The organism is Cryptosporangium sp. NPDC048952 (genome assembly GCF_043197895.1).
Lineage (GTDB): Bacteria > Actinomycetota > Actinomycetes > Mycobacteriales > Cryptosporangiaceae > Cryptosporangium.
This window is the reverse complement of sequence record NZ_JBICTY010000016.1, coordinates 1-24,873: the sequence shown is the minus strand read 5'-3', so window position 1 is coordinate 24,873 and position 24,873 is coordinate 1. Positions and strand designations below refer to the sequence as shown.

Annotated in this window: 27 protein-coding genes and 1 pseudogene; 23 read left to right on the top strand and 5 right to left on the bottom strand. The window is 68.4% G+C overall.

Annotated elements, in window-relative coordinates; genetic code table 11:
- Window positions 1–452: 452 nt before the first annotated feature.
- The 10 genes from ACGFY5_RS44885 to ACGFY5_RS44840 all read left to right on the top strand — a co-directional run bounded on the left by ACGFY5_RS44885 (window position 453) and on the right by ACGFY5_RS44840 (window position 7,809).
- Window positions 453–941, top strand: coding sequence for an Asp23/Gls24 family envelope stress response protein (locus ACGFY5_RS44885; RefSeq protein WP_392731192.1), 489 nt, complete (start codon window positions 453–455; stop codon window positions 939–941).
- A 108-nt stretch (window positions 942–1,049) separates the two neighbouring features.
- Complete coding sequence (locus ACGFY5_RS44880) at window positions 1,050–1,847, top strand: hypothetical protein (RefSeq protein WP_392731190.1); 798 nt, start codon at window positions 1,050–1,052, stop codon at window positions 1,845–1,847.
- Between the two features lie 63 nt (window positions 1,848–1,910).
- A complete protein-coding gene (locus ACGFY5_RS44875; protein ID WP_392731188.1) occupies window positions 1,911–2,684 on the top strand; it encodes a DUF2382 domain-containing protein in 774 nt (257 codons plus the stop codon).
- A 255-nt stretch (window positions 2,685–2,939) separates the two neighbouring features.
- Window positions 2,940–3,605: an RNA polymerase sigma factor gene (locus tag ACGFY5_RS44870; RefSeq protein ID WP_392731186.1), complete on the top strand. Its 666-nt coding sequence runs from the start codon at window positions 2,940–2,942 to the stop codon at window positions 3,603–3,605.
- Window positions 3,602–4,180, top strand: a complete 579-nt coding sequence (locus tag ACGFY5_RS44865; protein WP_392731184.1) for an Asp23/Gls24 family envelope stress response protein — start codon at window positions 3,602–3,604, stop codon at window positions 4,178–4,180. Before ACGFY5_RS44870 ends, ACGFY5_RS44865 begins: the two co-directional genes overlap by 4 nt.
- Before the next feature lie 290 nt (window positions 4,181–4,470).
- Window positions 4,471–4,902 carry an STAS domain-containing protein gene (locus ACGFY5_RS44860; RefSeq protein WP_392731183.1) on the top strand — a complete coding sequence of 144 codons (432 nt, stop codon included), beginning with the start codon at window positions 4,471–4,473 and terminating at the stop codon, window positions 4,900–4,902.
- A gap of 508 nt (window positions 4,903–5,410) precedes the next feature.
- Window positions 5,411–6,169, top strand: coding sequence for a hypothetical protein (locus ACGFY5_RS44855; RefSeq protein ID WP_392731181.1), 759 nt, complete (start codon window positions 5,411–5,413; stop codon window positions 6,167–6,169).
- 36 nt (window positions 6,170–6,205) lie between these two features.
- The gene (locus tag ACGFY5_RS44850) at window positions 6,206–6,526 is read left to right on the top strand and encodes a hypothetical protein (RefSeq protein ID WP_392731179.1); all 321 of its coding nucleotides are present in this window, start codon (window positions 6,206–6,208) and stop codon (window positions 6,524–6,526) included.
- 24 nt (window positions 6,527–6,550) lie between these two features.
- The gene (locus ACGFY5_RS44845; RefSeq protein ID WP_392731178.1) at window positions 6,551–7,354 is read left to right on the top strand and encodes a hypothetical protein; all 804 of its coding nucleotides are present in this window, start codon (window positions 6,551–6,553) and stop codon (window positions 7,352–7,354) included.
- Window positions 7,351–7,809 carry a hypothetical protein gene (locus ACGFY5_RS44840; RefSeq protein ID WP_392731176.1) on the top strand — a complete coding sequence of 153 codons (459 nt, stop codon included), beginning with the start codon at window positions 7,351–7,353 and terminating at the stop codon, window positions 7,807–7,809. Before ACGFY5_RS44845 ends, ACGFY5_RS44840 begins: the two co-directional genes overlap by 4 nt.
- Window positions 7,810–7,861: 52 nt before the next feature.
- Here the strand turns inward: ACGFY5_RS44840 and ACGFY5_RS44835 are convergent, their stop codons facing one another.
- The 3 genes from ACGFY5_RS44835 to ACGFY5_RS44825 form a co-directional block, all read right to left on the bottom strand.
- Entirely contained in the window at window positions 7,862–8,200 is a 339-nt protein-coding gene (locus ACGFY5_RS44835) for a hypothetical protein (RefSeq protein ID WP_392731174.1), read from the bottom strand.
- A 212-nt stretch (window positions 8,201–8,412) separates the two neighbouring features.
- Window positions 8,413–8,787 carry a hypothetical protein gene (locus tag ACGFY5_RS44830; RefSeq protein ID WP_392731173.1) on the bottom strand — a complete coding sequence of 125 codons (375 nt, stop codon included), beginning with the start codon at window positions 8,785–8,787 and terminating at the stop codon, window positions 8,413–8,415.
- A gap of 28 nt (window positions 8,788–8,815) precedes the next feature.
- Window positions 8,816–10,060, bottom strand: a complete 1,245-nt coding sequence (locus ACGFY5_RS44825; protein WP_392731172.1) for a helix-turn-helix domain-containing protein — start codon at window positions 10,058–10,060, stop codon at window positions 8,816–8,818.
- Between the two features lie 254 nt (window positions 10,061–10,314).
- Between ACGFY5_RS44825 and ACGFY5_RS44820 the strand changes: the two genes are divergently transcribed.
- From ACGFY5_RS44820 to ACGFY5_RS44805, 4 genes are all read left to right on the top strand, one after another.
- Entirely contained in the window at window positions 10,315–11,823 is a 1,509-nt protein-coding gene (locus ACGFY5_RS44820) for a pyridoxal phosphate-dependent decarboxylase family protein (RefSeq protein ID WP_392731170.1), read from the top strand.
- Window positions 11,823–12,779 (top strand): class I SAM-dependent DNA methyltransferase, encoded by a 957-nt coding sequence (locus tag ACGFY5_RS44815; protein WP_392731168.1) that lies wholly within the window; start codon window positions 11,823–11,825, stop codon window positions 12,777–12,779. Before ACGFY5_RS44820 ends, ACGFY5_RS44815 begins: the two co-directional genes overlap by 1 nt.
- Window positions 12,776–13,519: a hypothetical protein gene (locus tag ACGFY5_RS44810; RefSeq protein ID WP_392731166.1), complete on the top strand. Its 744-nt coding sequence runs from the start codon at window positions 12,776–12,778 to the stop codon at window positions 13,517–13,519. The genes ACGFY5_RS44815 and ACGFY5_RS44810 overlap by 4 nt, the downstream gene beginning before the upstream one ends.
- A gap of 95 nt (window positions 13,520–13,614) precedes the next feature.
- Window positions 13,615–14,217, top strand: coding sequence for an HIT family protein (locus tag ACGFY5_RS44805; protein WP_392731165.1), 603 nt, complete (start codon window positions 13,615–13,617; stop codon window positions 14,215–14,217).
- Window positions 14,218–14,484: 267 nt separating this feature from the next.
- Here ACGFY5_RS44805 and ACGFY5_RS44800 read toward each other — a convergent pair whose 3' ends face one another.
- Window positions 14,485–14,688 (bottom strand): DUF397 domain-containing protein, encoded by a 204-nt coding sequence (locus tag ACGFY5_RS44800; RefSeq protein WP_392731163.1) that lies wholly within the window; start codon window positions 14,686–14,688, stop codon window positions 14,485–14,487.
- Between the two features lie 27 nt (window positions 14,689–14,715).
- Window positions 14,716–15,603, bottom strand: coding sequence for a DUF5753 domain-containing protein (locus ACGFY5_RS44795; RefSeq protein WP_392731161.1), 888 nt, complete (start codon window positions 15,601–15,603; stop codon window positions 14,716–14,718).
- A gap of 726 nt (window positions 15,604–16,329) precedes the next feature.
- Here ACGFY5_RS44795 and ACGFY5_RS44790 point away from each other — a divergent pair.
- The 9 genes and pseudogenes from ACGFY5_RS44790 to ACGFY5_RS44750 form a co-directional block, all read left to right on the top strand.
- Window positions 16,330–17,205, top strand: coding sequence for a GPP34 family phosphoprotein (locus ACGFY5_RS44790; RefSeq protein WP_392731159.1), 876 nt, complete (start codon window positions 16,330–16,332; stop codon window positions 17,203–17,205).
- Window positions 17,206–17,323: 118 nt separating this feature from the next.
- Window positions 17,324–18,904, top strand: coding sequence for an APC family permease (locus ACGFY5_RS44785; protein WP_392731157.1), 1,581 nt, complete (start codon window positions 17,324–17,326; stop codon window positions 18,902–18,904).
- Window positions 18,901–19,569, top strand: a complete 669-nt coding sequence (locus tag ACGFY5_RS44780; RefSeq protein ID WP_392731155.1) for a GNAT family N-acetyltransferase — start codon at window positions 18,901–18,903, stop codon at window positions 19,567–19,569. The genes ACGFY5_RS44785 and ACGFY5_RS44780 overlap by 4 nt, the downstream gene beginning before the upstream one ends.
- On the top strand, window positions 19,569–20,795 hold the full coding sequence (locus ACGFY5_RS44775; RefSeq protein ID WP_392731196.1) for an SAM-dependent methyltransferase: 1,227 nt from the start codon (window positions 19,569–19,571) through the stop codon (window positions 20,793–20,795). Before ACGFY5_RS44780 ends, ACGFY5_RS44775 begins: the two co-directional genes overlap by 1 nt.
- Window positions 20,792–21,658: an SAM-dependent methyltransferase gene (locus ACGFY5_RS44770; RefSeq protein WP_392731153.1), complete on the top strand. Its 867-nt coding sequence runs from the start codon at window positions 20,792–20,794 to the stop codon at window positions 21,656–21,658. Before ACGFY5_RS44775 ends, ACGFY5_RS44770 begins: the two co-directional genes overlap by 4 nt.
- A gap of 196 nt (window positions 21,659–21,854) precedes the next feature.
- Window positions 21,855–22,181: a hypothetical protein gene (locus tag ACGFY5_RS44765; protein ID WP_392731151.1), complete on the top strand. Its 327-nt coding sequence runs from the start codon at window positions 21,855–21,857 to the stop codon at window positions 22,179–22,181.
- 132 nt (window positions 22,182–22,313) lie between these two features.
- Window positions 22,314–23,573 carry a methyltransferase, FxLD system gene (gene fxlM, locus ACGFY5_RS44760; protein WP_392731150.1) on the top strand — a complete coding sequence of 420 codons (1,260 nt, stop codon included), beginning with the start codon at window positions 22,314–22,316 and terminating at the stop codon, window positions 23,571–23,573.
- On the top strand, window positions 23,555–24,346 hold the full coding sequence (locus ACGFY5_RS44755; RefSeq protein ID WP_392731194.1) for a 3'-5' exonuclease: 792 nt from the start codon (window positions 23,555–23,557) through the stop codon (window positions 24,344–24,346). The genes fxlM and ACGFY5_RS44755 overlap by 19 nt, the downstream gene beginning before the upstream one ends.
- 21 nt (window positions 24,347–24,367) lie before the next feature.
- Window positions 24,368–24,873 (top strand): annotated as a pseudogene (locus ACGFY5_RS44750) (MFS transporter); the annotation flags it as partial.

Genomic DNA, 24,873 nt, shown 5'->3' with positions numbered 1-24,873 from the left:
CTCGGCCGGTTGACCCCTATCGAATACGAAACCATCATGAGCCAGGCCGCCGAACAGGCCGCCTGACAACTGTCACGGAATCGTGCAGCAGCCCCGAACGTGGGGTGATTGGGTGCACGCAACTGACGCGTCTGGCGCGAGTAGGTGGCGCGACAGAACAGCGACCCGACCGATCTGCGTTCTCCCGCGATCCAGAGGACGAGTCGCCGCCTGAACGTGTCCTCGTGCTCGAGGTGGGCGATACGCCATGGGATAGCGCTCGGGAGCGACGTGCGATGGCGCCTGCGGTGGCCTGCTCGTCACTGACGACCCCAGACGCGACGCCGTGCAGGGCGTGTGACGTGTGTCACTAAATCTGTGCCGGGTATGGCATGACGTCCGGCCGCCCAGCGGGTCCTACCTCTTGTAGGCCGGAAAGAACGGCCGTCGCAGGGCCTAGCTGAGAGGTTTCGATGAGCACTTCCGCTGCCGATGAGCTCGAGCCCACCCCTGTGGCGGCGGAGAGTGTCCCCGCTCCGCGGGCCGAGGGGGTGTCCGAGGGGCAGGGGCGAACGGTGTCGGGCAAGACCTCGATCGCCGACGCCGTGGTAGCGAAGATCGCCGGAGTCTCGGCGGCGGAGGTGCCTGGTGTCCACGCACTGGGCGGAGGTGCCGCGCGGGCGTTCGGCGCGCTCCGGGATCGGATTCCCGGAACGTCGTCTCCCAGCGCGACACAAGGCGTGTCGATCGATGTGGACGATCGGCACACCACGATCGAACTCGATGTCGTCGTCGACTACGGCGTCGTGATACCTGAACTGGCCGACGCGATCCGGAAGAACGTCATTCGGTCGGTGGAGACCATGACGGGCTTTCGTGTCATGGAGGTCAACATCGCGGTGGCTGACGTCCACCTGCCCGATGACATCGACGAGACGATCCCTGCTTCCGACGCGGAGTAGGGCGTCCCGAGCGGCGGTCGCGCCCGCCGCTCTCTGAAATGCCGGTTCACCGTCCCATCGGTACGCCCACCGATGGGCTCCTTCACCATGTCCTTCGAAAGGACCGGAATGGCGCAGGCTATCGACATCGGTTCCGGGCTCGATAGCGCCTGGACCAATATCGCGACGTTCGTCCCCAAATTCGTGGTCTTTCTGCTGATCCTCGTGGTCGGCTATTTCGTGGCCAAGATCATCGCCAAGATCCTGGCGAGAGTGCTACAGAGAGTGGGTTTCGACAGACTCGTTGAACGAGGCGGCGTCAAGAAGGCACTGGCGCACAGCCAGTACGACGCGGCCGGGATCCTCGGCAAACTCGTGTTCTACACGATCATGCTGTTCGTGCTCTCCACCGCGTTCGGTGTCTTCGGCGCGAACCCGATCAGCGACTACTTGAGGGCGGTCATCGCCTACCTTCCGCTCGTCTTCGTCGCGATCGTGATCGTGGTGATCGCCGCGGCGGTGGCGGCCGGCGTCAAGGGGCTGATCCAGAACAGTCTGGGCGGTCTCTCCTACGGCCGGGTGCTGGCCAACGCGGCCTCCGCGGTCATCGTCGCGTTGGGCGTGATTGCCGCGCTGGGTCAGCTGCACATCGCCGAGACGGTGGTCAACGCGGTCCTCTATGCCGTGCTCGCGGCGATCGTCGGTGTGGTCGTGGTCGCCGTCGGTGGGGGCGGCATCAAGACGATGTCCACCCGCTGGGAGCGGGTCGCGGCGACCTATGACGACGAGAAGCCGCGGATCGCCGACGCCGCCCGGAATGCTCCGCCCGTCCGGGCCCAGGCGTCCCAGGCGATCAACCAAGCCAACCGGTATGCGTCTGACGAGCGGGCCGGGAGTTCGGGTAGCGGCGTGCACCGAACCCAGTGAGCGAGTTCGTCGTCCTCTGCGCGGCGCCCTGCCGCGCGGATCTCCCAGGACAAGGAGCGCGAGATGTTCAGCACTGAACAGATCAACCAGCTGACCGGCGACGGCGTCTACGGTGCCGACGGCGACAAGATCGGCTCGATCGGAACGTTCTACTCCGACGACAGAACAGGTCAGCCGGAGTGGGTGACGGTCACCACGGGGCTATTCGGTACCAAGCAGACGTTCGTGCCGCTGGCGCAGGCGCAGCCTCATCCGGATGGTCTGGCCGTGCCGTTGGACAAGAAGGTCGTCAAGGACGCTCCGAACATCGAGCCGGACGGCCGGAGCATCACACCGGAGCAGGAGGCCGAGCTTTACCGGTACTACGGCCTCGGCCCGGACGCAACGCTGCCCGGTCAGCACTCCGAAGAGCGCTACACCACCGAGCGTGACGCACGTGACCAGGTCGCCGCCGCCGACCCGGGTGCGATGACGCGCTCCGAAGAGCGGTTGCGGACCGGTACCGAGACCGTGGAGACCGGGCGGGTACGCCTGCGTAAGCACGTGGTCACCGAGACCGAGCAGGTCGAGGTCCCGGTCAGCCACGAGGAGGTCCGCCTCGAGCGGGAGCCGATCACCGACGCCAACCGCGAGCCCGCCCTCTCCGGGGAGGAGATCACCGAGGCCGAACACGAGATCATCCTCCACGCCGAAAAACCTGTGGTGACCACGGAAGCCGTTCCGGTGGAGCGGGTTCGCGTCGGCACCGAGACCGTCACCGACACCGAGACGGTCACCGGAGACGTCCGGAAGGAACGGATCGAGCTCGACGACCCGAACGACAGCTCGGCACGCTGACCGGTCGGTCGGCGGCCCAGGTACCGGCTCCGCCACCGGAAGATCGGTACCGATCGGGCCGCCGGCCGCCCGTGCCGCGTAACGTCGGCTATCGTGCGACGATTCCGGGCCCGTGAACGGGGTACCCAGGGTCGTCGTGCGCGGTCTCGGAGCCGTCCGCCGTGCCCATCACAGACCGAGTCCTGGCGGTATCCGCTCCTTGTTCCCGAAGCTCACCGGTGGTCCCGATCCGATGACGTCCCCGCATCGCGGAGGTTGCAACGCACCTCGGGCATCGGCGTGCCCGAAGGGCACTGGATCTCGTGCGCACGGGCCGGGCGCGGCGTGACCCATTCGTCTCGTTCCGGTAGCGGGCTCGTCGGCCGCGCGGGCTCCGGCGCTGAGGAAGACGCCGCAGCCGACGACTGGTTGATCGGCAAGGCGCGCGGCGGCGACCTCGAAGCCTACGAGTCGCTGGTGCGTCGCCACCGTTTACGCGCCTATCGCATCGCGTTGCGTATTCTCGGCGACCCCGAGGACGCCCAGGACGTCACCCAGGACGTCTTCATCCAGGTGTGGTCTTCACTGGCCGGGTTCCTCGGTGGATCGACGTTCACGACCTGGCTCTACCGGATCGTGGTCAACCGGTGCCTCAACCATCGTCGGCGCCATCGAGACACCGCCGAACTCCCTGACGACCATCAGCTGCCCGCACTTTCCGGCACCGACGAGACGGTGATCGCGCGGCTCCGGGCCGAAGCGACCACTCGGGCCATCGCCGCGCTGCCGGCGGATCAACGAAGCGTTTTCGTCCTGTGCCAGATGGAAGACCTCTCGTATCAGGAGGTTGCCGCCATCCTCGATGTGCCGGAGGCCACGGTTCGTGGCCGCCTGGCTCGGGCCAGGCGGCTTTTGACCGAGCAGCTGCAGGGCTGGCGATGAGCGGCGACCGGCTGCCGTGCGGCGCCGACATCGACGAGCTGATCGAGCAGGTGGCCACCGGTCGTGGCGCGGACCGTACGGCACACCAGGAGACTTGCCCGCATTGCCAGGCGGCGCTCGCGGAGTACGGACGCTTGTGGGCGCCGGTGCACGAACTCGCCGATCAGCAGGTCCGCGCACCGGATAGCATCGTCGCGGACGTTCTTCGGCAGATCCGCGGAATCAGCGTGCACACCTCCTGGGGCGTCTTGCCGGCCCAGCAGGGCGAGACGCGTATCGCCGACCGGGTGGTGGCAGTCACCGCCAGAGTCGTCACGGAACAGGTGCCCGGCGTCCGAGCCGCGTTGACCTCCAGTCGGGGCGCCGATCCGGCCGAGACGCCGGAGCCGGAGGTGATTGCCGGCGTCAGCGGCATCAGCACTGCGCTCCGCATCACCGTAGCCGCCAGCTACGGCCTGGATCTCAACGACCTGGCCGAGCGCATCAGGCGAGCCGTGACCGATCGAGTACGTGAACTGACCGGTCTTCAGCCCGTCGAAGTCAGCGTGGACATTGACGACGTGCTGGCGGAATGACGCATCTCTGCCGACGAGAACCGCGCCCAGACGGTGCTGGGTGATTCTGCCCTGCGTTTCGACTCGTCAGACACCGTTCGGCCCACCTAGCACATGTGTACCATCGGAGTGCGCGAGCGGTACAAGCGTCGTCGGCTGGGCGTAGCCGATCACGCCGATCCAGCCGAGGGTCCGCACCGGTCAGCACGTGTCCCATCACGCCCGGCGAGCACATCGCGTCAAGCCCGGCCGGAGGGGAACTGCCGTCCATTGTCGTCGATTACAGATGCCTGAGAACAGAGCCGCCCGCGATGACCGAACACCACCTCGACCTCCCCACGCCCCCGGAGGGCATTCGCTTGCCGCCCGGGCACACCTACGACCAGATCAACGCCATGAACGGAGATCTTCTGCTCGCGGCCTATACCCGTGTGGACGTCGAGGCGCACCGCGCAGTCCTGCAGATCCTGGGAGAGATCGACGTGCTGAGCCTTGCCTGGCTGCGCGACCGGCTGGCCGACGCGATTGCAGAGGCAGCCGCAGACGGAAACCGCCCGACGATCTACCTCGATCTGCACTCGGTGGGTTTTTTCAGCGCTGCTGCCGCCGGTGTCCTGGTCGGCCTCACGGCGGCCGGTACCCAGCTGGTCGTCAACCGGCCCTCGCGCATCGTCTCCCGCGTCCTGAACCTGACCGGAACCTTCCCGCAGCTACGCATCGACCCGGCCGAACCGCCGCTATGAGTCTCGCGCGGGGAACTACCGGCCGCATCCGTGCAGCTGCCGGCGCGAGCGGCCAGACGCCTCGGCGTATCGCGCTGACGCTGTACTGCTCTGCAATGGCTACGTAGCGCTGAAATTGATGAGGCGGTACGGCGTTGACTTGGACTGTGGCGGCTGTTTCTCTGGAGCGTCGGCTCGTTCGTCGCGGCGCTGATGCTGGGATTCGTCCTCAATCAGGTGTTTTGAGTCATTGGCTCCCGGCTGTGCCATAGTGAGCACGGATGCCGATGATGGGGTCACGTTCAAGGCCTCTGCCGTGCGCTACAGCGAGTCCGCTGATCAGAGACGACAGATGGTCGCAACGGTTTGAGGTCCTCGATGCGCGACCGGCCGCGACCTGAGACGTGGTTGCGATTTCCCGCGGGAGACCGTCTATCTCACGGAGGGCAGCCTTATGGGCGCGTATCGTGAACCATGTTCGTTCGTCGTCCGTGCCCTCTGAGAACACGCCCGGAACCGAGGAGCGACGATGAGGCACGGCGACAGCACGGATCGGTTCGCGGCGGCCTTCGCGGGACTACTCGATGAGGCCGAGGCACTGACGCGCCGCGCGGCGCGTGCGCTCCCGCAGCCCGGTGCGGTCATGGGAGCCGACGACACCGGCTTGATCCGCGTCGCTCTCGACGTGCGCGCACGAGTGACCGACGTGGAGTGCTCGGTCTCCTGGCGACGTGTGCTCGGGCCTGCGGGGTTGGCGGCCGCAGTGGGCGGCGCGGTCGTGGACGGCCACCACAGATGGTTGGCGGCTTGGGCCGCGAGTCTCGCCGTCCCGGACCGGGCGACCACCGACCGGCCTGTAGGTCACTCCACGGCCGAGTGTGTGCCCGCGCACCGGCGCGATGGCGTGCGGGGGGATGTGACCGGCCCGGACTACGTCCACGTTCTGCTGCGGCTCATCGAGGACGCCGATCGGGAGATGGACGCGCTGACCCGGGCGCTGTCGCGTGCCGCGAACACCGATGTGGTCGGGGTGTCTCGCGGAGCCCACGCCGAGGTCGTGCTGCGCGGCTCGCAGGTCGTGGAGATCCGGTTCGACAACCGGTGGCTCGACCGGGCCGAGGCGAGGCCGATCGCCGGGGCGCTGCGGGAGGCGTTCGCGGACGCGTACGCCGCTGCTGACCGGGCGAGTAGCGCGGCGTGGGCGGCCGCACCGGCGGCGCGCGACCTGCGGGCCTTGACCGCGGACGTGGACGCGCTGATCGCCGACCTGCGCCGCGGCCTCGGCTGAGCCGTTCGACCGGATAGACGCGACGAAAGGACTGCGGTGGCTCCCACCCCGGACGAGGTCAGGGTGGCGCTGGCGGCCATGCGAGGCGACGCCTCGACCTGGGACGAGATGAGTGATGCGCTCGCCGGCGCGGCGCGCGTCGTCGACCGGCTGGACCTGAGCAGCGTCCAGTTCAGCTACGTCGGTGACCTGGTCGGCCTGCCTGAGGTCTACGGAGAGATCCAGCGTCGGATCGCCGCGTTGCTGCGGCAGGGCAGCGACGAGTTCGACGCGCTCGGGGCCGCGTTGCGCCAGGCTGCGGACGGCTACGAGGAAGACGACCGCAGCAGTGCGCACCAGATGCGCAACATCTACTGACCGTCCACAGAGGGGAGCACTCCGATGGTCGGCGCGGCACCGATGAGTGACCCGGACTTCCGGGACCTGCTCCACAAGGTCGAACGCAAGCTCGAGGAGGCCGACCGGAAGGGGCGGGAGATCTTCGCCGAGGTCGCCCGGGTCTATCCGTTCCTCGGGCCGTTCAAGGACGACGCGGAGGCGCTGCTCGCCAAGATCAAGAAGCTGTGGGACGGGTTCTGGACGGAGATGGTGCAGCTGGTCACGAGCCCCGGTGTGCCCTGGACGCTGTGGGCGCACGGCAACGACTGGTCGGGGCCACCGATCGGCGGCACGGTGAGCAAACAGGCCGGCCGCGCCACCGCGAACGCCCTGGGAATCGACAACTACTGGCACGGCCAGGCGGCCGACGCCTATAAGGACACTCTCGGTCCGCAGAAGGAGGCGCTGACCTGGATCAAGACCGTCTCCGACGAGATCGACGACATCCTGACCAAGGTCGCGGTCGCCATCATCACGCTGTGGGTCACGGTCCTGGGTCTGATCGTCACGCTGGTGATCGAGCTGACCGCCGAGGCCGTGGCGGCCGGCACTCTGGTGGGCGCCGTTCCGGCGGCCATCGCGTCGCTGGCCTCGTGGACGAAAGTCATCGCCGGCGTCAGTCTCGCGATCGGTGTCCTGTGGGCGTTCCTCGGCGGCACGGCCCTGGCCAGCTTCAAGGACCTGCGGCAACGCCTCTACGACAGCGTGCCGTTTCCGGAGGGACGGTGGCCGAAAGCGACCAGCGAGTACACCTCCGATGGCAGTATCACCGACGGCGACACGACCGCCTGGAGGCTGACGACATGAGCACGGCCGGCCCGACCCCGACCGGGCGTCCGCCCGGCTGGGTGCCGTGGGGCGTTGTCGGCGTTGCCGCGGCGTTCGCGCTGTTCCTGCTGTGCGCGGGTGGTAACGCGCTGACCGGGATGTTCGGCGCGCCTCGATACGCCGAGGCCGGATACGCCCTGGCGTTGGCCGGATGCGCGGCGGGTGTGCTGCTGGTCGCGGTGAGCGGGGTGTTGGGACGGTGGGATCGAGCGCGGCATCAGCGGGTTTTGCGCGTGCAGCTGATCGCCGTTGCTGTGCTCGCCGTCGGTTGGATCGCGGGCATCGCGGTCGCCGCGCTCGGCGCGGCCGGAGCGGGGGAACTGAGCGCGGGGAAGTGGGCGCCGATCCTGGCGACCGGACTGGTCCCGATGCTCGTGCAGCTCATCCTCGGCCGCCACATCCGCCGGCGCATCGGTACCGTTCGCCCGATGTGACTTCGGGGAAGACCCATCGCCGGGTCCGCCAGGAGTCGCCGCGACAGCATCTCTAGCTGTCGGACAGCACGTGCAAGAGCGCAACCAGCGTCGTTCCCGCTGTGATTTCCTGTTTGCTGATGAGGGGACGAATTTCGGCGAGCGGCACCCATTCGACACGATCGCTCTCGTGGCTGTCCTCAGGTGGTCCGATGTACGTGGCGTCGTCTGCGCGGAAGATGTGATGTTCGGACTGGACGAGGCCGGGCGATGGATGCGTGGAAAGCATGTAGCGGATTGGGCCGTGAGCCCGCCAGCCGGTCGCGTACGAGAACGAGACCAGCACCGTTGGCGTGAGTGCGCACGATGCGGTGATCGAGGTGACGGCCGTCGGGCAGCTGAACGTCGGCACTCACGACATGAACCCACTGATCGCGGTAGAGGTCACGTTCGCCGTGAATAGTCCAGCGCATCAGGGGCTCTCCAGATCGGTGATCGCTTCGCTGCGGGCTAGTGCCTGCGCCACGGCCGGTACCGCGGAGTAGGGCCGCAGCGCCTGCGAGTCCCGCCCGGACGGGCTCACCGCCCGTGGGGTGGATAGACAGTAGCTGCACTCGGCTGAGTTCAATTGCCCCGAGGCGGAAGCATGCTCTCGATGTGTTCGAAGATGTCGGCGTCGGTTTCTTGCTGCCACCTCGGCATCTGATTCCATGGCGCGACGTAGGCCGGTTTGGGGTCACGGAAGTGCCGATAGATTTGTGCGACCCAGCACACCGCGACGTACTGGCCTTTCTGCTCGCGTGTGAGTAGACGAGCGGCTCCGTCGCTGGCCTGAAGCAGTTCAATGACGTGGCGGTGGACGGCTGATGCGCTGGCGCGTTCCCAGTCAGGCGTGTCTTCCCAGGCTGCGACGTATCCGGGTTTTGGTTCGCCCGGGTAGTGGCGCTTCACTCCAGCAATCCAGGCGTTGCGGAAGATGCGGCCTGCCTCGTCAGACACAGAAACGTCTCCTTCGGTCGGGCGTGATCTAGACAGCGGTCGCGGGCAAGGCGCGGAGTTCGGCGTCGAGGTTCCGGATGTGGGGGTCGCTGCGCATTGGTATCAGGTGCGGGCGGAGTTGCTGAAGGCGCCGGCCGACGACGGACGAGCCGGTGTGGCGGTAGTGGTCGAGTGATGCCGATCCGAAGGTGACCACGCGCAACGGGTCGCGGCGTTGGGCGCCGACGAGAGCGAGGTCGGCCAGCGCGATGCCTCGGCGGCGGCCGGTGGGGTTGTCGTGCAGCATCTGGGTCAGCAGCGGTTCGGCGTCAGTGGGTCGGCCGAGTTGCAGGTAGCAGGCGGCACGGTCTTCGGACAGCCGGGTGCCGTCGAAGCGCAGCCAGCCGCCGTTAATCGCAGCGGTGAGGTCGAGTTCGTGGACGCGTTCGGCGGCAACCAGTGCGCGGTCGCACCCGGCGCGGTCTCTGGTTCCGGCGAGGGCTTGCGCGGTGACGGCGGCGACCCAGTGGCGGGTGGCGAGTCGACTGTCGCCGGTTTGTGCGCGTTGTGCGGCCAGTCGCAGGAGCGGGACGGCTGTGGTGAATTGGCGTTCGTAGATGCTCAGGTAGGCGTGCCGGGTCAGGGCGCAGGCCCAGAGGTCGGCGGCGTCGCCCTCGCGGGCGGCGGTGGCAGCGAGGGTGTAGCAGTGGGCTGCCTCGTTGTAGCGGTCGCTGTCGAAGGCGATCTCTCCCGCGAGTTGGAAGGCGTCAGCGGTCAACGCGTAGATCTCTTGGCGCGCCTGGACCTGCTGAGGCCGTCCTAGGGCGGTCGTGAGCCGGTCGAGATGCGCGTCGACGGCCGGGCCGGCGGCGGCCTTGTTTGTGGCCTGGCTGAAGGCCGACCAGAGCGCCTTATTGACGGTGGCTAGCTGGGCGAGACTCGCGTGGTCCTCGGCTCTGTCGGCGTGTGCGGAGAGCCGGTCGGGGTCGATGCCTAGTGCGGCGGTCGCCAGGGCGATTAGCCGCAGTATGTCCCGTCGCGGAAGATCGGAGGCGCCGCCGGAGTCGACGGACGACTGGGTGATGCTGCCCTGTCGGTTCTTGGGTGTGAAGATGAGCGCGAGGTCGCTGCCGAGGGCCGCCGCGATGGCTTTGAGTGAGCTGATCCGCGCAGTGTCGCGTTGGCCCTGTTCCAGTCGGCGGACGACATCGACTGACACCCCGGCGGCTTCGGCCAAGGCTTCCTGGGTCAGGCCTTTGGCGTGACGCAGCCGTGCGATCTGTGTGCCGATCACGATGACGCCCTCCGTCGAGGAATCGCTGCATTGACGCTACCGCGACGGGCCTTCGACAGAGTGGCGGCGGCGCCGGGTAGGCCGTCGCGGCCTACCGGTGGCAGCCGCTAGGCAGTAGCGGCCCTTCACCGGGGACGAGCCGGTCCAGGATTCTCGTGCCTCGAACGGGGACACGAACGAGGTGCTCCCGGGTCAGCCCGACGCTCGACCGTCAACCGCTGGAGGGACAGATGACACCCACTCACATTGGGCCGGTGCCTACGCACACTGGTGTGGATCCGGACGGGTTCGCTGAGCTGCTGACCGGCCTCGTGCGGGCCGGGCTGCGGTTCAAAGGTCGGGAGGAGATCTACGGTGACCGGCAGGAACCGGCCGCGATCCGGCGGCGGCTACTCGTGGACCTGGCCGAGTCTTCGACCCCGCTGACCGAGGTGATTGCCGAGTTCGGGCGGGACGTGCTGCCGTTGTGTAAGAACGAGGCCAGCCCGCGTTTCCTCGGCTTCGGTGACACCGGTGACGACCCGGCCGCGCTCGCGGGCGGCGTGCTGGCGTTGCTGACTCAGCAGAACCTGATCAATCAGAGCTTCGACGCGCCCAGCGCCACGTTCGTGGAGATCGCGGTGCTGCGCTGGCTGCGGGCGCTTCTGGGGTTCGGGAATCCACCCGCCGAGCAGGTCAGCGACGTGTGGGCCGTCGGTGGCGTGGCCACCACCGGGGGCACGACCAGCAACGCGATGGCGATGATGCTCGCCCGGGAGAACGCCGAGCCGGGCTGTATGGCTGCCGGGGTCAGTGACCCGGAACGCTTCGGGGTGGTCGTCCCGCAGGGCCTGGGGCACTACAGCATCCGGGCGGCGCTGCCCTGGCTCGGCTGCGGAAACCAGACCATCGAGGTTCCCACCGACGGCCTGCGCTACGACCAGGCCGCCCTAGCTGTGGCGCTGCGGCGGCACGCTGGCCGGATCATGGCAGTGGTCGCCTACGCCGGAGACAGCCGGACCCAGACCGTGGAGCGGCTGGACGCGGTGCTCCAGATCGTGCGGGCCGCCGACCCTGGGATCTGGCTGCATGCCGACGCCTGCTGGGGTCTGATGTGCGCATTGACCGACCAGCGACGCCATTTGATCGACGGGATTACCGGCTTCGATTCGGTCACCGTCGATCCGCACAAGGTCCTCAACGTCCCGTACACGCTCAGCGCGCTACTGGTCCGCGACCCAGCGGCGCTGCGGATGATCTCCAGCTACTCCGACCTGATCATGCAGGAGGACTTCGCGTTCGGGCAGGTCACACCATTCCTGGGCTCGCGGGCGTGGTCGTCGCTAAAGCTCTGGATGATGATGCGCGCACACGGTCGTAGCGGCCTGGCCGCGATGGTCGACCAACGACTCGCGGTCACCCGGGCCTTCGCGGGCGCGGTCGACGCACATCCCCGACTGCTGCGACTCCACGACCCAGACTTGACCGCCGTCGCGTTCGTCTACCTGCCGGTCGGCTTCCGCCGAGAGGATGCTGACCTGACCCGCCTCAACGCGGTCAACATCGCCATCCATGAGCGAATGCTCGCCGAGGGGCGCTGGCATCTGCACCAGTTCTCCCTGCCCGATCCCGGTCACTTCGGTGGCGGCATGCTGTGTCCCCTGCGATTCGTCGGGATCAACCCGCGTATCGAGCAGGCGCATATCAGCGGGGTCCTCAAACACGTCGTAGAACTGGGCATGGCCGTCGAGATCGTGCCCCTCGGCGCGGGAGCGTTGGCCTGATGACCACGACATCAGTGTCTCTGACCGCCTTCGAGAGTTCGACCGGCTTCCGAGCGGTGTACGAGTCCGCCGGCGCGTACGAGCAGACCCTGCTGCCGCATATTTTCGATGGGCGCACTGACGCCCAGATCGTGGCCGACCTGATGCGTGAGCACTACGGCAGCCCCGGCCACGCCACCGGCCTGAATGTCGTCGATCTGGGGTGCGGCAGCGGGCGCCTGACTGAGGTACTCGCCCCCTACGCTCGCACGATCCTGGGCGTGGACAGTAGCGCTGCGATGATCGACGCCTTCGCCCGGCGGCTGCCGCACGCCGAGAGTAGATGCCAGGACTCCCGGGCGGCGGTGACGGAGCTGGCGGCCATCCGGCCGGGGTCAGCGGATCTGATCGGCGCGTTCTGGTCGTTGAGCTACCCGATCGGCGACCTCTACGAGACCTTGACCGCCGACGGGGTCACCCCTACCGCTGACCTGCCCGCGGCGCGCCAAGCGGCACGTAGGTTCCTGTCAGACCTGCTTGGGCTCGTCGCTCCGGGCGGTCACCTGCTGATCGTGCACTTCGATGCAGAAAGCCCCGAACAGCGCCTAGTGACCCAGCTGTGGGAACGCATCGCGCCGTTCCCCGAGAGCGGTCGCGGCTACATCCTCGGTCTGATCCGCGATGTCCTGCACGCGGCCGAGGCTGCCGGTCGGGGTCGTCTGCGGGAGAGCCGCTACGGCGGGGTCGCGGTCGCCGAGGACCTGGATGCCGCGCGCCGCTGGTTCGCCCAGCAGCACCTGAAGTCATTGCCCGCGCTGGTGAACGACCCTGTGCCCGTGGACATCGTAGAAGCATTTCTCCAGCGCTACCGCCGTGAGGACGGTCAGGTGCTCATCCCGGTAGGGATGCGCCTGCTGGACTTCTGGGCCACGCCCCCAGAAGCACATCTGGCCGGCACTGGCTGGAGGACACGATGACGGCCAATGTCTCCCCGTTCACCGCCGCCGGGCGACTGCTCAACGCACTCGACGCGCCCGTATTCGCCCTCGCCTACGGCTCACACGCTTCGGCCCGCACCGGCGGGGCGTCGGATCTGGACCTGCTCTACGTCACCGAAGCTGCCCTGCCACACCCGATGTTTACCTCCCTCATCGGAAAAGTCGAAGCGCTGCATCACGAACATGGCCTGACCGTAGACACCGAGGTCGCCTACGCGGTCAAGCTGCACGCCACCCGCGCAGAGATGATCGACGCACTCGGGCTCTCGGGGTTCCGCACCGCTGACGGGCTGGCCGCGCCGCCGGTACCCACCGATCCGGTCTACCTGAACTCGCCGGTGTTCAAGGCGCGTCTGCTGCTCAACGCGGTCAGCAGCCCCCACGTATTCCTCGCCGGTGACCCGGTCCGCTACCGAGCCTGCCGTACGGCTGCCGAACGCGCGCTGTTGCTGCTGGCGATAACGCTGACGCCGTCCACGGACGAGCGGGCCGTCGAGAGTCTGGCCGCCGCGCTGGTCACCGATCCCCTGACCGGCAGCAGCGGAGAGGACTTCCTCGGCTACACCACGCCGGACATCCCGTGGCTGTGTCACCTGCTCAGCCTCACGATCGCAGCATCCAACACCGACACACGCCCCCCAAAGGAACTCGCGCCGCTCGGGGTCGATCTGAAACGCCAGCTCACCGCGAGCGTTCTCAACCGGCCCGCCAAGTTCTGAACATTGCCTAGGGCCAAAGAGCGCCCCGCGAACCGATAGCCTGCTAGACATCCGAACAGTCCCACCCGAACCATCACCAGGAAGGATGATCGCGGGTGCCTCAGGCTCTCCCCGACACGCCGCCGACCCCGGCGGCCCCTGCAGCCGATCCCGGCCTGCTGCAACCGTGGAGGCCCGACTGGGAGGAGCGGAAGGCAGGCAAAGACTGCCCGCATTGCGCGCTGATTGCAGCCTCGGATGACCAGCCGTGGGGCCTCAAGGTCTTCGAGGGCGAATATGTGACCGGCATCCTGTGGCGGGCAGGCAACAACATGCGCGGCTACACCGTCGCGCTCTGGAACCGTGGGCACGCATGCGAGCCCACCGACCTGGCTCCTGCCGAGGCGGCAGGCTACTGGCTGGAAGTCACCCACCTGGCCGCCGCGATCACAGCTGTGGCCGACCCGGCCAAGATGAATTACGAGACCCTTGGCAATGCCGTTCCCCACCTGCACACCCATCTGATACCTCGAGGCCGACTCGACCCGGCGCCGCACCAGCCCTTGCCGGGCTGGTGCTTCGACGCCGAGCCTGCGCCGGAAGACGTCTTCGCGAGCGTCGCCGACCAGATCCGCAGCTGGATCAGCGCACACCCGACCCCATACGTCGGTGCGGATGCAAGCCTCACACCTGGCGGCTCACGTCACGAAGACGGTTAACCGAGCTCTGCGACCCAGCGTCCTGTGCCCACGTACGACCGCCCTCGCGCCCTCGCGCCCTCGCGGCTTCAAGCCGATCCGTGTAGCGAGCCGCCACCCATTCGCCGACATGTCGGTGTGTCGGAGGCCTAGCACATGATTTTGCGCTGACTGGGTGCACGACCTGTCAGTCGGCTCTGCGAACGGCTATACAGATCGTGCCCGGGAACGCGAGGGGCGGCCGATCCCAATATGGGTGGGATCGGCCGCCCTCGTCGTCCTTGCGGTCTAGCTATTGAACTCGCCGCGGCGGCACGCGGCCAGGAAGCCGAGCCAGCTGGGTCGCGGCAGCTTCAGCTCGACACAGTCCGGGTCCTTCGTGTCCCGGACGTACACCTGGGCCATATTGGTGGCTACCTCAACGCAGTTCTGGTCACCGGAAAAGCTCGACTTGCGGTAGGCCGGCGCCTCAGTGCCGGAGTGGCTAGACATGGAACTTGCCTCCTATCAGGGGTCACGCTAAGTGCTGCTGAGGCGTCTGCGGATCAGATCCGCCGACGCCTCCGGTCCCAGGCTCCACCGGGCGAGTCGCTCGAATGCCGCGTTGTATCGCTGGAGGGCCTCGGGGGTCTCAAAGTAGTTGGCGCTCGGCCCGCCTTCGACATAGGCAATGTCCAGGCCGACCTCCTTGCTCGTGAGTAGAACGAACGAGCCGTCCCCGTTGGTGGAGTACAGGCCGCTGGCGAATGGGATGACACGTAGCTCAATGGTGTCGAGCGTCCCCAGCTCCAAGAGCTGAGCGAGCTGGCCGTGCATCACGCCGTCGCCGGGAGGCTCGCGATGTAGTGCCCCTTCGTCCACGATTGCGACCAATCGGGCCGGACCGTCTTTGCGCGTGAGAATGGCCTGGCGCTGCATCCGGAGGTCGACGCGCTGCTCCAACTCGTTCCCGGACAGGCCTGCCTGCAGGAAGTAGGCGCGGGCGTACTCCTTGGTCTGCAGCAGCCCCGGTATCAGCGTGAACTCATAGGTCTTGATGAGCTGCGATACCCGCTCGATTGCCACGTACAGATCGAATGCAGTGCTGCTCAGCCACTCGGCCTGGCTAACGACATTATGTCGTCGCGCATCCTGGGCGAGCCTGAGCAACTGCCGGGACAGGTCGTGGTCTTCGTCGTAGCCGCAGACCTTGATGATGGCGCGGATTTGGGGCACCCCGGGGATGACATCGAGAGCCACCCAGCGCTTCCACGTCCGATGCGACACACCGGCCTCGGTGCACTGGGCGTGATAGCCGCGTCCGTCTTCGCGAACGAATCGCTGGATGAGCCCTCGCAAGAGGAAACGAGCGAGTACGGGGTCCGTAGCGCCCATTGTTCGATCTGGCTCAGTGACCGATTCGGTCACGCTGACCTCCCGGGGGACACGAAGCGGGCGTCATCGTGTCTGGGTCATTGTGACCGGCGCACGATGCCGTCTCAAGCTGACTTGTCTGAGGGGCGATCCGCCCTTGAGCGAAATGGCCCCGGGACACCATGCTGTCGGTACAGCGGCGGTCACGCAATGTTTGATCGGTCGCTGTTCGACTCCCCACCGCCTCCGGGGTCTGTCAGGGGCGGTGGCGGCAGAGTGCAGCTCAGACGCAGCAGTCCCTTGTGTAAACACGGTCCCGTTGCGCCTGTTCCTCCAACGGATAGGAGCACGTCCGTGATCCCTCGTTCGCTGGGCGCCGCTGCTTCATCCGAGGGCTCCTGTTGGCCGCCTCGCCGGTCGACGGGAGGTAGGGGCGTGGAGGCGGCAGTCTTTCCCGGGCGTGCCGCCTCCACGCGCGTGGCCATTGCGCAGGTCGCTCATTTCCGCGGCGGAAGCGTCGTTGTTTGCCGCGGCGGCCTCGGTGAAGGGCGCTGATGTCCGAGCGCCGATTCACCGCAGAGGACGTGGCGGACGCGCGTGCGCAGCTGGAGCTTCATACCCCGACCCAGATTGAAGGTCAGCTGGTTTGTTGTTCGGCGGTGCATCTGATTGTCCCGCCGGCGTGGCCGTGCGCGCAGCGCGTCTGGGCGAAGGAGGTCCTTGAGGCGCAAGCGCGGGGAGAGATCGAGTCCAGTTCATTTTCAGCGGAGGTGGTATCCGATGACGTGGCACCCTGATCCTTCACCTGCTGGCCGGTGGCCGCCCGCCGTCGGGAACGGCGCTCCCGCAGTTCCGCGGACTGTGCGACGGGTCGTCGAGGAGCCGACGATGGCGGTGCCCGGGATGGCGGTGCGGGGCGTTCCGGCGCCGGCGAGCTTCTGGACCGCATCTGGGGAGAGTGGAGGAGCGACTGCCGTGGCGGCTAGCGGATCCGCGGCTGGCGGCGGGGGAGCGTCACGTCGGTCGGTCGCGGACGAGCTGTATCTGACGGCGCACGACTTCCGCGAGGACCGGGCCCGTGTGGATCCGCGCGAGCCGCTGGGGATTTTGTTGGCGGGTGGCTTGTTGGCCGACCTTGCGTTGGCCCGCAAGGTGGTGGTGGACGGCGGAGAGGTCCGGGTGACCGATGAGGGACCGATGTGGGATCCGCTGGCGCACAGGTTGATCGCGGTGACGTTGGCCGACGCTGATGCGTTGCGCCGGGTGGAGGACTGGCTGGACGCGGTCGGGAAGGTCGATGACCCGCCGCTGCGGGAGTTGATCGCTCAGCGGCTGGTGGCCGACGGTCAACTTCGAGCGATTAATCGGCGCTCGGCCAGGGTCAAGTATCAGCCGGTCACGCTGACGGACGCTGACTGGCCCGCGAATCGCATCGCGTACGCGGTCGACACTGATGCGGCGTTGGAGGGGCACGACCGGCTGCTGGCGGGACTGCTGGTCGCCGCCGGGCTCGGCCGGGTGATCCTTCCAGCCGCGTCGGAGAAGGCAGTCGGTGCGCTGCGCGCGCACGCGGAAGACCTGCCGGAGCATTTGACCGGGGTCATCAGCGGTGTGCGGGTGCTGCTGAGCAAACGCGTCTACTCGCGAACCCACTAGCGAGCATTTGCGGAGTGACGTCGCGCCGCCCGACGGCGTGACGGAGACGTAAGCAGAGGCGCGCGTTCAGGCGCGTCGTGCTTCGAACAATTCACCGGGTAAGGAGCGACGGTTCGTCATGTCCGTTTTACGGGATCAGGGCCTCGGGGCGGGGTCTTCGCCGGCTGCGGCGCTGGCGGCGCGGCGGTTGGGTGTGCGGCAGGTGAGCGGCTTTGTGGGCAGCGCTATGGCGCCGTTGACCACGGCGGCGGGGGCGCTGCCGGCTGCGTATGCGGTGACCGGGCAGACGGGTATTCCGATCGCGTTCGTCGGCGTCGGGGTGTTGCTGGCGGTCTTCGCTGTCGGGTACTGCGCGATGGCTCAGCGGATTCCGCACAGCGGTGCGTTCTACGCCTACATCACCCACGGACTCGGCCGGTCGGCCGGGGTCGTGGCGCTGCTGATCGCGCAGGCGTCGTATCTGGCGTTCGTGGCCGCGTCGATCGGCGGGGTGGGGGCCGCGGTGAGCGCCCTGGTCGAGTCGCACACCAGCGCGGACCTGCCGTGGTGGATCTACGCGTTCGCGGGGCTGGCGGTCTCGGTGCTGCTGAGCGTGCTGCGGGTGGAGATGTCCAGCCGGATCCTCGCCGCCCTGGTGGTGGCCGAGTTGCTGGTGGTGCTGGTCCTGGTGGCGGTCGGACTGACTGACCCGGCGGACGGAGATCTGTCGTGGGCGGGGTGGTCGCCGGCGCGGCTGGCCGATCCGGGTACCGCGGCGCTCGCGATCGTCGCAGTCACCGCGTTCGTCGGGTTCGAGACGACAGCGGTGTACGCCGAGGAAGTACGCGACCGCAAACGCACGGTGCTGCGGGCCACGTTCCTCACGCTGGGAGTGTTCGCGCTGCTCTACGCGGTGGCCGGCTGGGCGATCGCCGAGGCAGCCGGACCGGGGCAGGTCGTCGGGTTCACCCGGCAGCACGGCGCCGACACGATCTTCGTGCTGCTGTCCGGCACGCTGTCAGCGGCGGCCGTGACCGGCGCGCAGGTGCTGTTCGCCACCGGTGTTCTCGCCGCGCTGGTCGCCTTCCACAACGCCTCGACCCGCTACGTGTTCGCCCCGGGCCGGGAGGGCCTGCTCCCGGCCCGGCTCGGGCAGATCCACGCGCGGTCCAACGGCCCCGCCGCGGCCTCGCTGGCCGTCAGCGGCTTCGGTCTGCTGGTCCTGCTGGTCGCCGCGGTGCTCGATCTCGATCCGCTGGTGCACCTGTTTTTCTACGCCGGCTCCCTCGGCGGCTTCGGCGTACTGATCCTGCTGGTGCTGGCCTCGGTGGCGATCGTGCGGTACTTCGCGGTGGAGGGCCGGGCCGACACGCATTGGCTGGTTGCCTTCGTCGCACCGGTGGTCTCGGCGTTCACGTTGGGGGCCGTGCTGGTGCTGGCGGTGGTGCACTTCGATCGGCTTCTCGGGGTGCCTGCCGATGATCCGCTGCGGTGGCTGCCCGGGCTGTATCTGGTCGCGATCGTGGCAGGTGGAGTGTGGGCGGTGATTCTGCGCAGCCGCCGCCCGGACATCTACGCGCGGATCGGGCTCGGTCCGGCCGTCGATCACGCGCCGCGCCGCGCCGCCACCGGGCCGCGTGCCGATAGCGACGGGCGGGCCGGCCGAAGCCGCTCCGCCGGAGAAGACCGCGGCGCCGGGTGGACCGGAGAGACCCGATGACGGGGCCACGCCCCTCACCGGCGAAGGCCGCGACGCCCCGGATCGCCTACCGGGGTGAGGCGGACGCCCTGGCCGCTCTGGTTGTGGAGGCCTTCCTGCCGTTGCCGGTCAACGAGTGGCTGGTCGAGGACGACACCGACCGCACCTTCGTGCTGCTGGACTACTTCAGCATTCTTATTGACCATGCCCTGCGGCACGGGGTGGTCCAGGTCATCGACGGCTCCCACGCTCCGGCCGCGGTGGCCGCGTGGTTGACACCCGCCTCGCCGAGCGAGCCCGCGAACTACGCGGCGCGGCGACGGGCTGCCGCGGGTGTCTGGACTGACCGCTTCGAACTGCTCGACGATGCGCTCGCGGGGGTCCACCTGGCCGATCATCACCACCTGGTGATGCTCGCGACGCGCACCGGTCAGCAGAATCAGGGTCCGGGCAGCGCGCTTTTGGCTCATCGGCTGGCCGAGTTGGATCGGCGCGACGAACCGGCCTGTCTTAGTGCGGCCAGCCCGCGCAGTGTGCCGTTCTACACGCGTCACGGGTTCGTGCCCTACGCGGCTGCGATCACCGTCGCGCCGCAACCGAACCAAGCGATGACTCCGCTGCGGCGCCCACCGCTGCGGTCCCTGCCTGCCGGAGCGCAGGGCCGACGACCGAGGCGGCGCCCGTGATGACGACGCTGTTCACCAGCCCGACGGTATCCGGCCGCCCGGAGATCAAAGCCGGACCGCTGCGGCAGATCCAACCGTTGCCGTCCGCGCTGGCCGCAACGGGCAGTGGCACGCGCGACAACGCGGCTCGTTGGGATGCGATGTCGGCGCGCCCGCTGGCGCCACTCGGGACCGGCGGCGGGACCCTGTTGACCAGTGCCTTTCCTGACGGTTGTCCGCCCCTGGCCGAGCTGGGGCCCACCGACCGGCACCTGCCGCATGCAGCGCGAGTGCAGGACTACCTGCTGGGCGGTGCCTGTAACTTCGGCGCGGATCGGGCTTTCGCCCGGCAGCTCGTGCAGGTGATGCCGGATGCGCGGGTCGACGTGTGGGCCGCCCGCGCCTTCGTCCACCGGGCGGTGGCCTACCTGCGTTCGCGCGGAATACGGCAGTTCGTCGATCTAGGCTCCGGCCTCCCGGCCGGCGGCAGCGTCCACGAACTCGCGCCCAGCCTCGATCCGTTCTGCCGGGCCGTCTACGTCGATGCCGATCCGGTCGTGACCGCGTATATCCGGCGCGCCGTGGGCGGCGTGCGGGAGGCCGGAGTGGTCGAGGCCGACCTGCGCAGCGTCGACGAGGTGCTCGGCCGGGCCAGTGAGGTGCTGGACCTCAGGGAGCCGGTCGGGCTGATCGCCGCTGGAGTGCTGCAGTTCGTGCCCGACTGGAACGACCCGGCGGCGCTGCTCGCCGCCTACGGCGCGGCGCTGGCGCCAGGCTGTTTCCTCGTGCTCGCCCATGCCACATCAGAAGGTCTGACGTTCGCGCAAGCAGTGGCTGCCTGCGGTCTGTACGAGTCGGCAGGTGCGTCACTGGTGCTGCGCAGCCCGGCCGACGTGTCCGCTCTGGTAGACGGCTGGGATTTCGTGCCAGCCGTTGCCGCTACCGACCACGAAGCGTCCGCCTGCCCCGAAGTGCAGGGGACGACGACGGGCCTGCTGCCGGTCAGCGATTGGCGACCCGATGCAGTCCAGGGCGGGCCTCGAACGATCCGTATCTACGGCGGCGTCGGAATGGTGAAGCCGTCAGGCGGACAGGCCACTCCGGTGCCAGCGGCGACGCGGGCCGCCGATGTCGCTACGCGCTCGGACGACAACGCGGCACCTGGGCTTCTGCCGGTCGCTTCGCCGTCCTGTCCGGCGGCGCTGTCTCCGAAGGTGCAGCGTCTTACCGATGGAGGCGCGCGATGAGCAATTCTGCGGCCGGAATTCCCGCAGGTTCAGGGAACGGACTTCAAGGGATCGACACGTCCGTGGCGCATCCGGCGCGACGCTATGACTACTGGCTGGGCGGCAAAGACAACTTCGCCGCCGACCGTCACTCGGCCGACGAAGTCGAGAAGGTCTTCCCGACGATCCGCACCACCGCCCGGCAGAACCGCGCCTTCCTCCGGCGTGTCGTGACCTACCTGGCGCGGGAGGCCGGAGTCCGGCAGTTCATCGACATTGGTGCCGGTCTGCCCACCGCACCGAACGTCCACGAAGTGGCCCAGGCCATCAACCCGGCGGCCCGGATCGTCTTCGTGGACAACGACCCGATCGTGCTCGTCCACGCGAGGGCGCTACTGCAGGGCACCCCGGAGGGCGCCACGGCCTATCTCGCCGCTGATGTCCGCGAACCGAGCCGGATTCTCGGCGCACCGGAGCTGCACGAGGTCCTCGATCTTCGCGAACCAGTGGCGCTACTGCTGATCGCAATACTGCACTTTCTCGAAGACGCCGATCAGCCGCACGACCGGGTCCGGGAGTATCTCGCGGCGCTCGCTCCGGGCAGCTACCTGGCGATCTCGCACATCACGACCGACTTCATGGACGAGGCGACGGCCGAGGCGTCCCGCTCCCTGGCTCGGACGACCGCGCCCGCGCACTTCCGGACCTCCGATGAGGTCGCTGGGTTCCTGGACGGTCTCGACATGATCCACCCGGGAGTCGTGTCGGTCGCCGACTGGCGTCCCGAGCCCGACGCTGAGACACCGCCGTCACCGGCGGCGGTGTCCTGCTACGGCGCTCTCGGGCGCAAGCCGGCCGGACCAGGTCCCGCAGGCTCCGGCTGACCTGCGACAGACGATCGGTGGCCGCTTGGTAGCGGCTGCCGTCGTCATCACCAGACGGAGGCCGGCTGGCGTGAACGCCCGTCCCGCGGGTCGGCCCTCACCGCGTGGCCGGGTGCTTGGCGGAGCCGGGCGAGTGCACGGAGCCGGGACCGCGTAGGGACATCGACGAGTCGGATCGACGGATGCGGAGAACCCAATGACGGAAGCACCAGACCCAGCTCGACCCCCGGCGCCGGACGACCAGCAGATTGCGGCGGTTGCCCTCCAGGCGTTGGCGACGGTATTCGCCGGTGGCGAGGAACAGTGCGAGGAGACGTACGCCGCAATCGCCGTGCTGTCTGCGGCCCTCGTCGACGAGGGCCGCGACGCTGAAGCCGCTGCCCTGGTGGCGCTGGCGGACTGGGTGAGGGCGGGAAGTGCGTTCGCCGCGGCGGGACGCCGCTTCTCGATCGCTGCGGCGGGTATCCCGATATTCGCCGGACTAACCGGCGGGCCCCCATCTGATTCGGACCGCCGAGACTGACTACTGCCGTTCGAGTCGCTGGTGGTGTGGCGGGGCTGCACGGCAGCGGGTGGCCACGGAATACTGCCCTGGTGGAGCGATGCCCGCGCAGCAGCGACGTTGGAGCCGGTGGGCTGGGAAGGAAGTGTGGCAATGCCGACGCTGACGGGCGAGGGGAGCGGACCGCGGACCGCCTCTCCGGACGACCTGCGAATGCAGATGGTGTCCGCGTTGATCGCGTGGCGCACGGAGGTGGGGAGCCGGCTCGATCCGGCGGTGGAAGCCGCCATGATGGTGGTGCCGCGTCACCTGTTCCTCCCGGGGACGTCGCTGGAGGAGGCCTACCGGCCGCATCATGCGGTGGTCACCCGCCGCGGCGCGGACGGCAGGGCATACTCGTCGGTGTCGGCAGCGGGAATCGTTGCGATGATGCTGACCCAGCTGCAAGTGCGGCCAGGTGACCGTTGTCTCGAGATCGGGTCAGGCGGATACAACGCGGCCCTGCTGGCACGACTGGCCGGTCCTGCCGGGCGCGTGACGTCGGTGGACATCGATCCGGTTGTGGCGGAGCGCGCTCGGTCGTGCCTCACTGCGGCCGGTTACGACGACGTCGCGGTTCATTGCGCGGACGGCGAGTACGGAGCTCCGGACGCCGCCCAATACGACCGGATCATCGTGACCGTACAAACGACCGACATTCCGCCAGCCTGGCGCGAACAGCTGACCGACGGCGGCCGGTTGGTAGTGCCGCTGACGATGCGCGGGGTCAGCCGCGCGGTCGCCTTCACGCTCACCGAGGGCGTCTTGGTCAGCGACGACTACGAGGTCTGCGGTTTCGTGCCGATGCAGGGCGCCGGAGCACCGGACTCCTCGATTGTTTCACTGCACGGCGGTCAGGTCCGTCTGGACACTGATCCCGGTCAGCAGGCCGACGCTGCCGCGCTGGACGCGGCGTTGGCCATGCCGCGGGTCGAACGGTGGACGGGCGTCATGACCGGTCGCGACGAGCCGTACATGGAGCATCTGGGTCTGTGGCTGGCTACGCAGCTGCCCCAGTTCTGTGTGCTGAGTGCCGATCGGGAGGCTGTGGAGGCCGGTGTGGTCGAGCCGACCTGGGCGGCTCTCGGGACACCGGCGGTCACTGACGGCACCAGCTTTGCTTACCGCGCCTGGCGCGATGAAGGCTCGCCGGACGGAGCAGAGATCGGCGTATACGCCCACGGCCCGAACGCGGAGCCGCTCGCTGCCGCTCTCGCGGGAGCGCACCAGGACTGGGACCGCGAGCAACGCCACCTGCCCCCGGCCCGGATCAATGTGCACCCCGCTGGCGCCCCGCGGTCGCGACTGCCCGAGGGCTACGTGCTGGACCGGCCGCATAGCCGCCTGGTCATCACCTGGCCGCGACCTTCATAAAGGCTGGGACCCGCGTTCCTCCTAGTGCTGCCGGTCTTCAGCTGACCGGTCGACGGCCGCGTGACCGGATCCTCGATCACCAGCGGGAATACATCGAGCAGGGCCGCGACGCGGTAATCGCCGGGAAGGATGCCGAAATCGAGTACCTGCCGTGGCATGCCGAACCGCTGGCCGCCGTCGATCTCGAGGGAACCGGAGCCCAGGACGGCGCGAGTGAGGCGATCCTGGAGATCGCCGCCGTTCCCTTCAGCGGCCCGGCGCCGAACCTGGCCGAGGCCTACAGCACGGTGGTCAACCCCGACCGGCCGGTGCCCCGACGTCCCTGGATCTCTCCAGGGCTCACCGATACCACGCTGGCGGCCGCGCCCCGCTGGGACTCAACTGCCGACCTCGTCGCTGGCATGCTCGACGGCCGGTGGATCGTCGGGCACAACGTGGGCGTCGACTGGAGACTGCTCTCGCGGCGCATCCCGGGTCTGCGGGCTGCCGGCCTGATCGACACCCTGCGCCTGTCCCGCGCCGAGGGCCTGCCCGGACCGCTGGGGCTGGAGCACGTCGTCGACGCGCTCGACCTTGGCTCGGCCGTCCGGGACGCGGTGCCTGGTGGGCAGCCGCATCGGGCGCTGTGGGACGCGGTGGCCGCTGGGCTGCTGCTCCCGGCGCTGGTCGAAAAAATATGGCCGGAGCGGGCTCCGACGATCACACAGCTGGTCGCTCGCAGCGATGCAGGACGGCAGCCGCAGGATGCGCTGGATCAGGATGCGCTGTTCTGACTTCCGGCGGCGCTCACGCGCATGATTCGCTCGCGAACCCCCTGCGGCACACGAACCGACGGCAGGGCCGCTGGCCGGGGACTCGGGCGTTCGTTCACTCGGTTCTGGCAGTCCTACACGGTCAGCGCGGCCGGTTCGGCGCTCGGCGCGGGCGCCCTTCCGCTCGTCGCGATCGTCGTCCTGCACGCCGGTCCGCTGCAGGTGTCGCTGCTCGCGGTGATCGGATCGATCGCCAGCGCGCTGCTCTCGCTGCCGCTGGGAGCGATAATCGAGCGCGGCGAGAAACGCACGGCGCTCATCGTCGCCGATGTCCTTCAGTTCCTCGCGTTGTGCTCGGTGCCGCTCGCCGCGGTGGTCGACCGGCTCACGTTTCTGCATTTGTGCGTGGTGGCGGCGACGGTGACGACCTGCGCGATCGCGTCGGCCGCGACGGGGTCGGCCTTCGTCAAGTCGGCGGTGGTCGCTGAGTCGCGGGTGGTGGCGAACGCGCGGCTGGATTCGGTGAACTGGACGACCTCGGCGGTCGG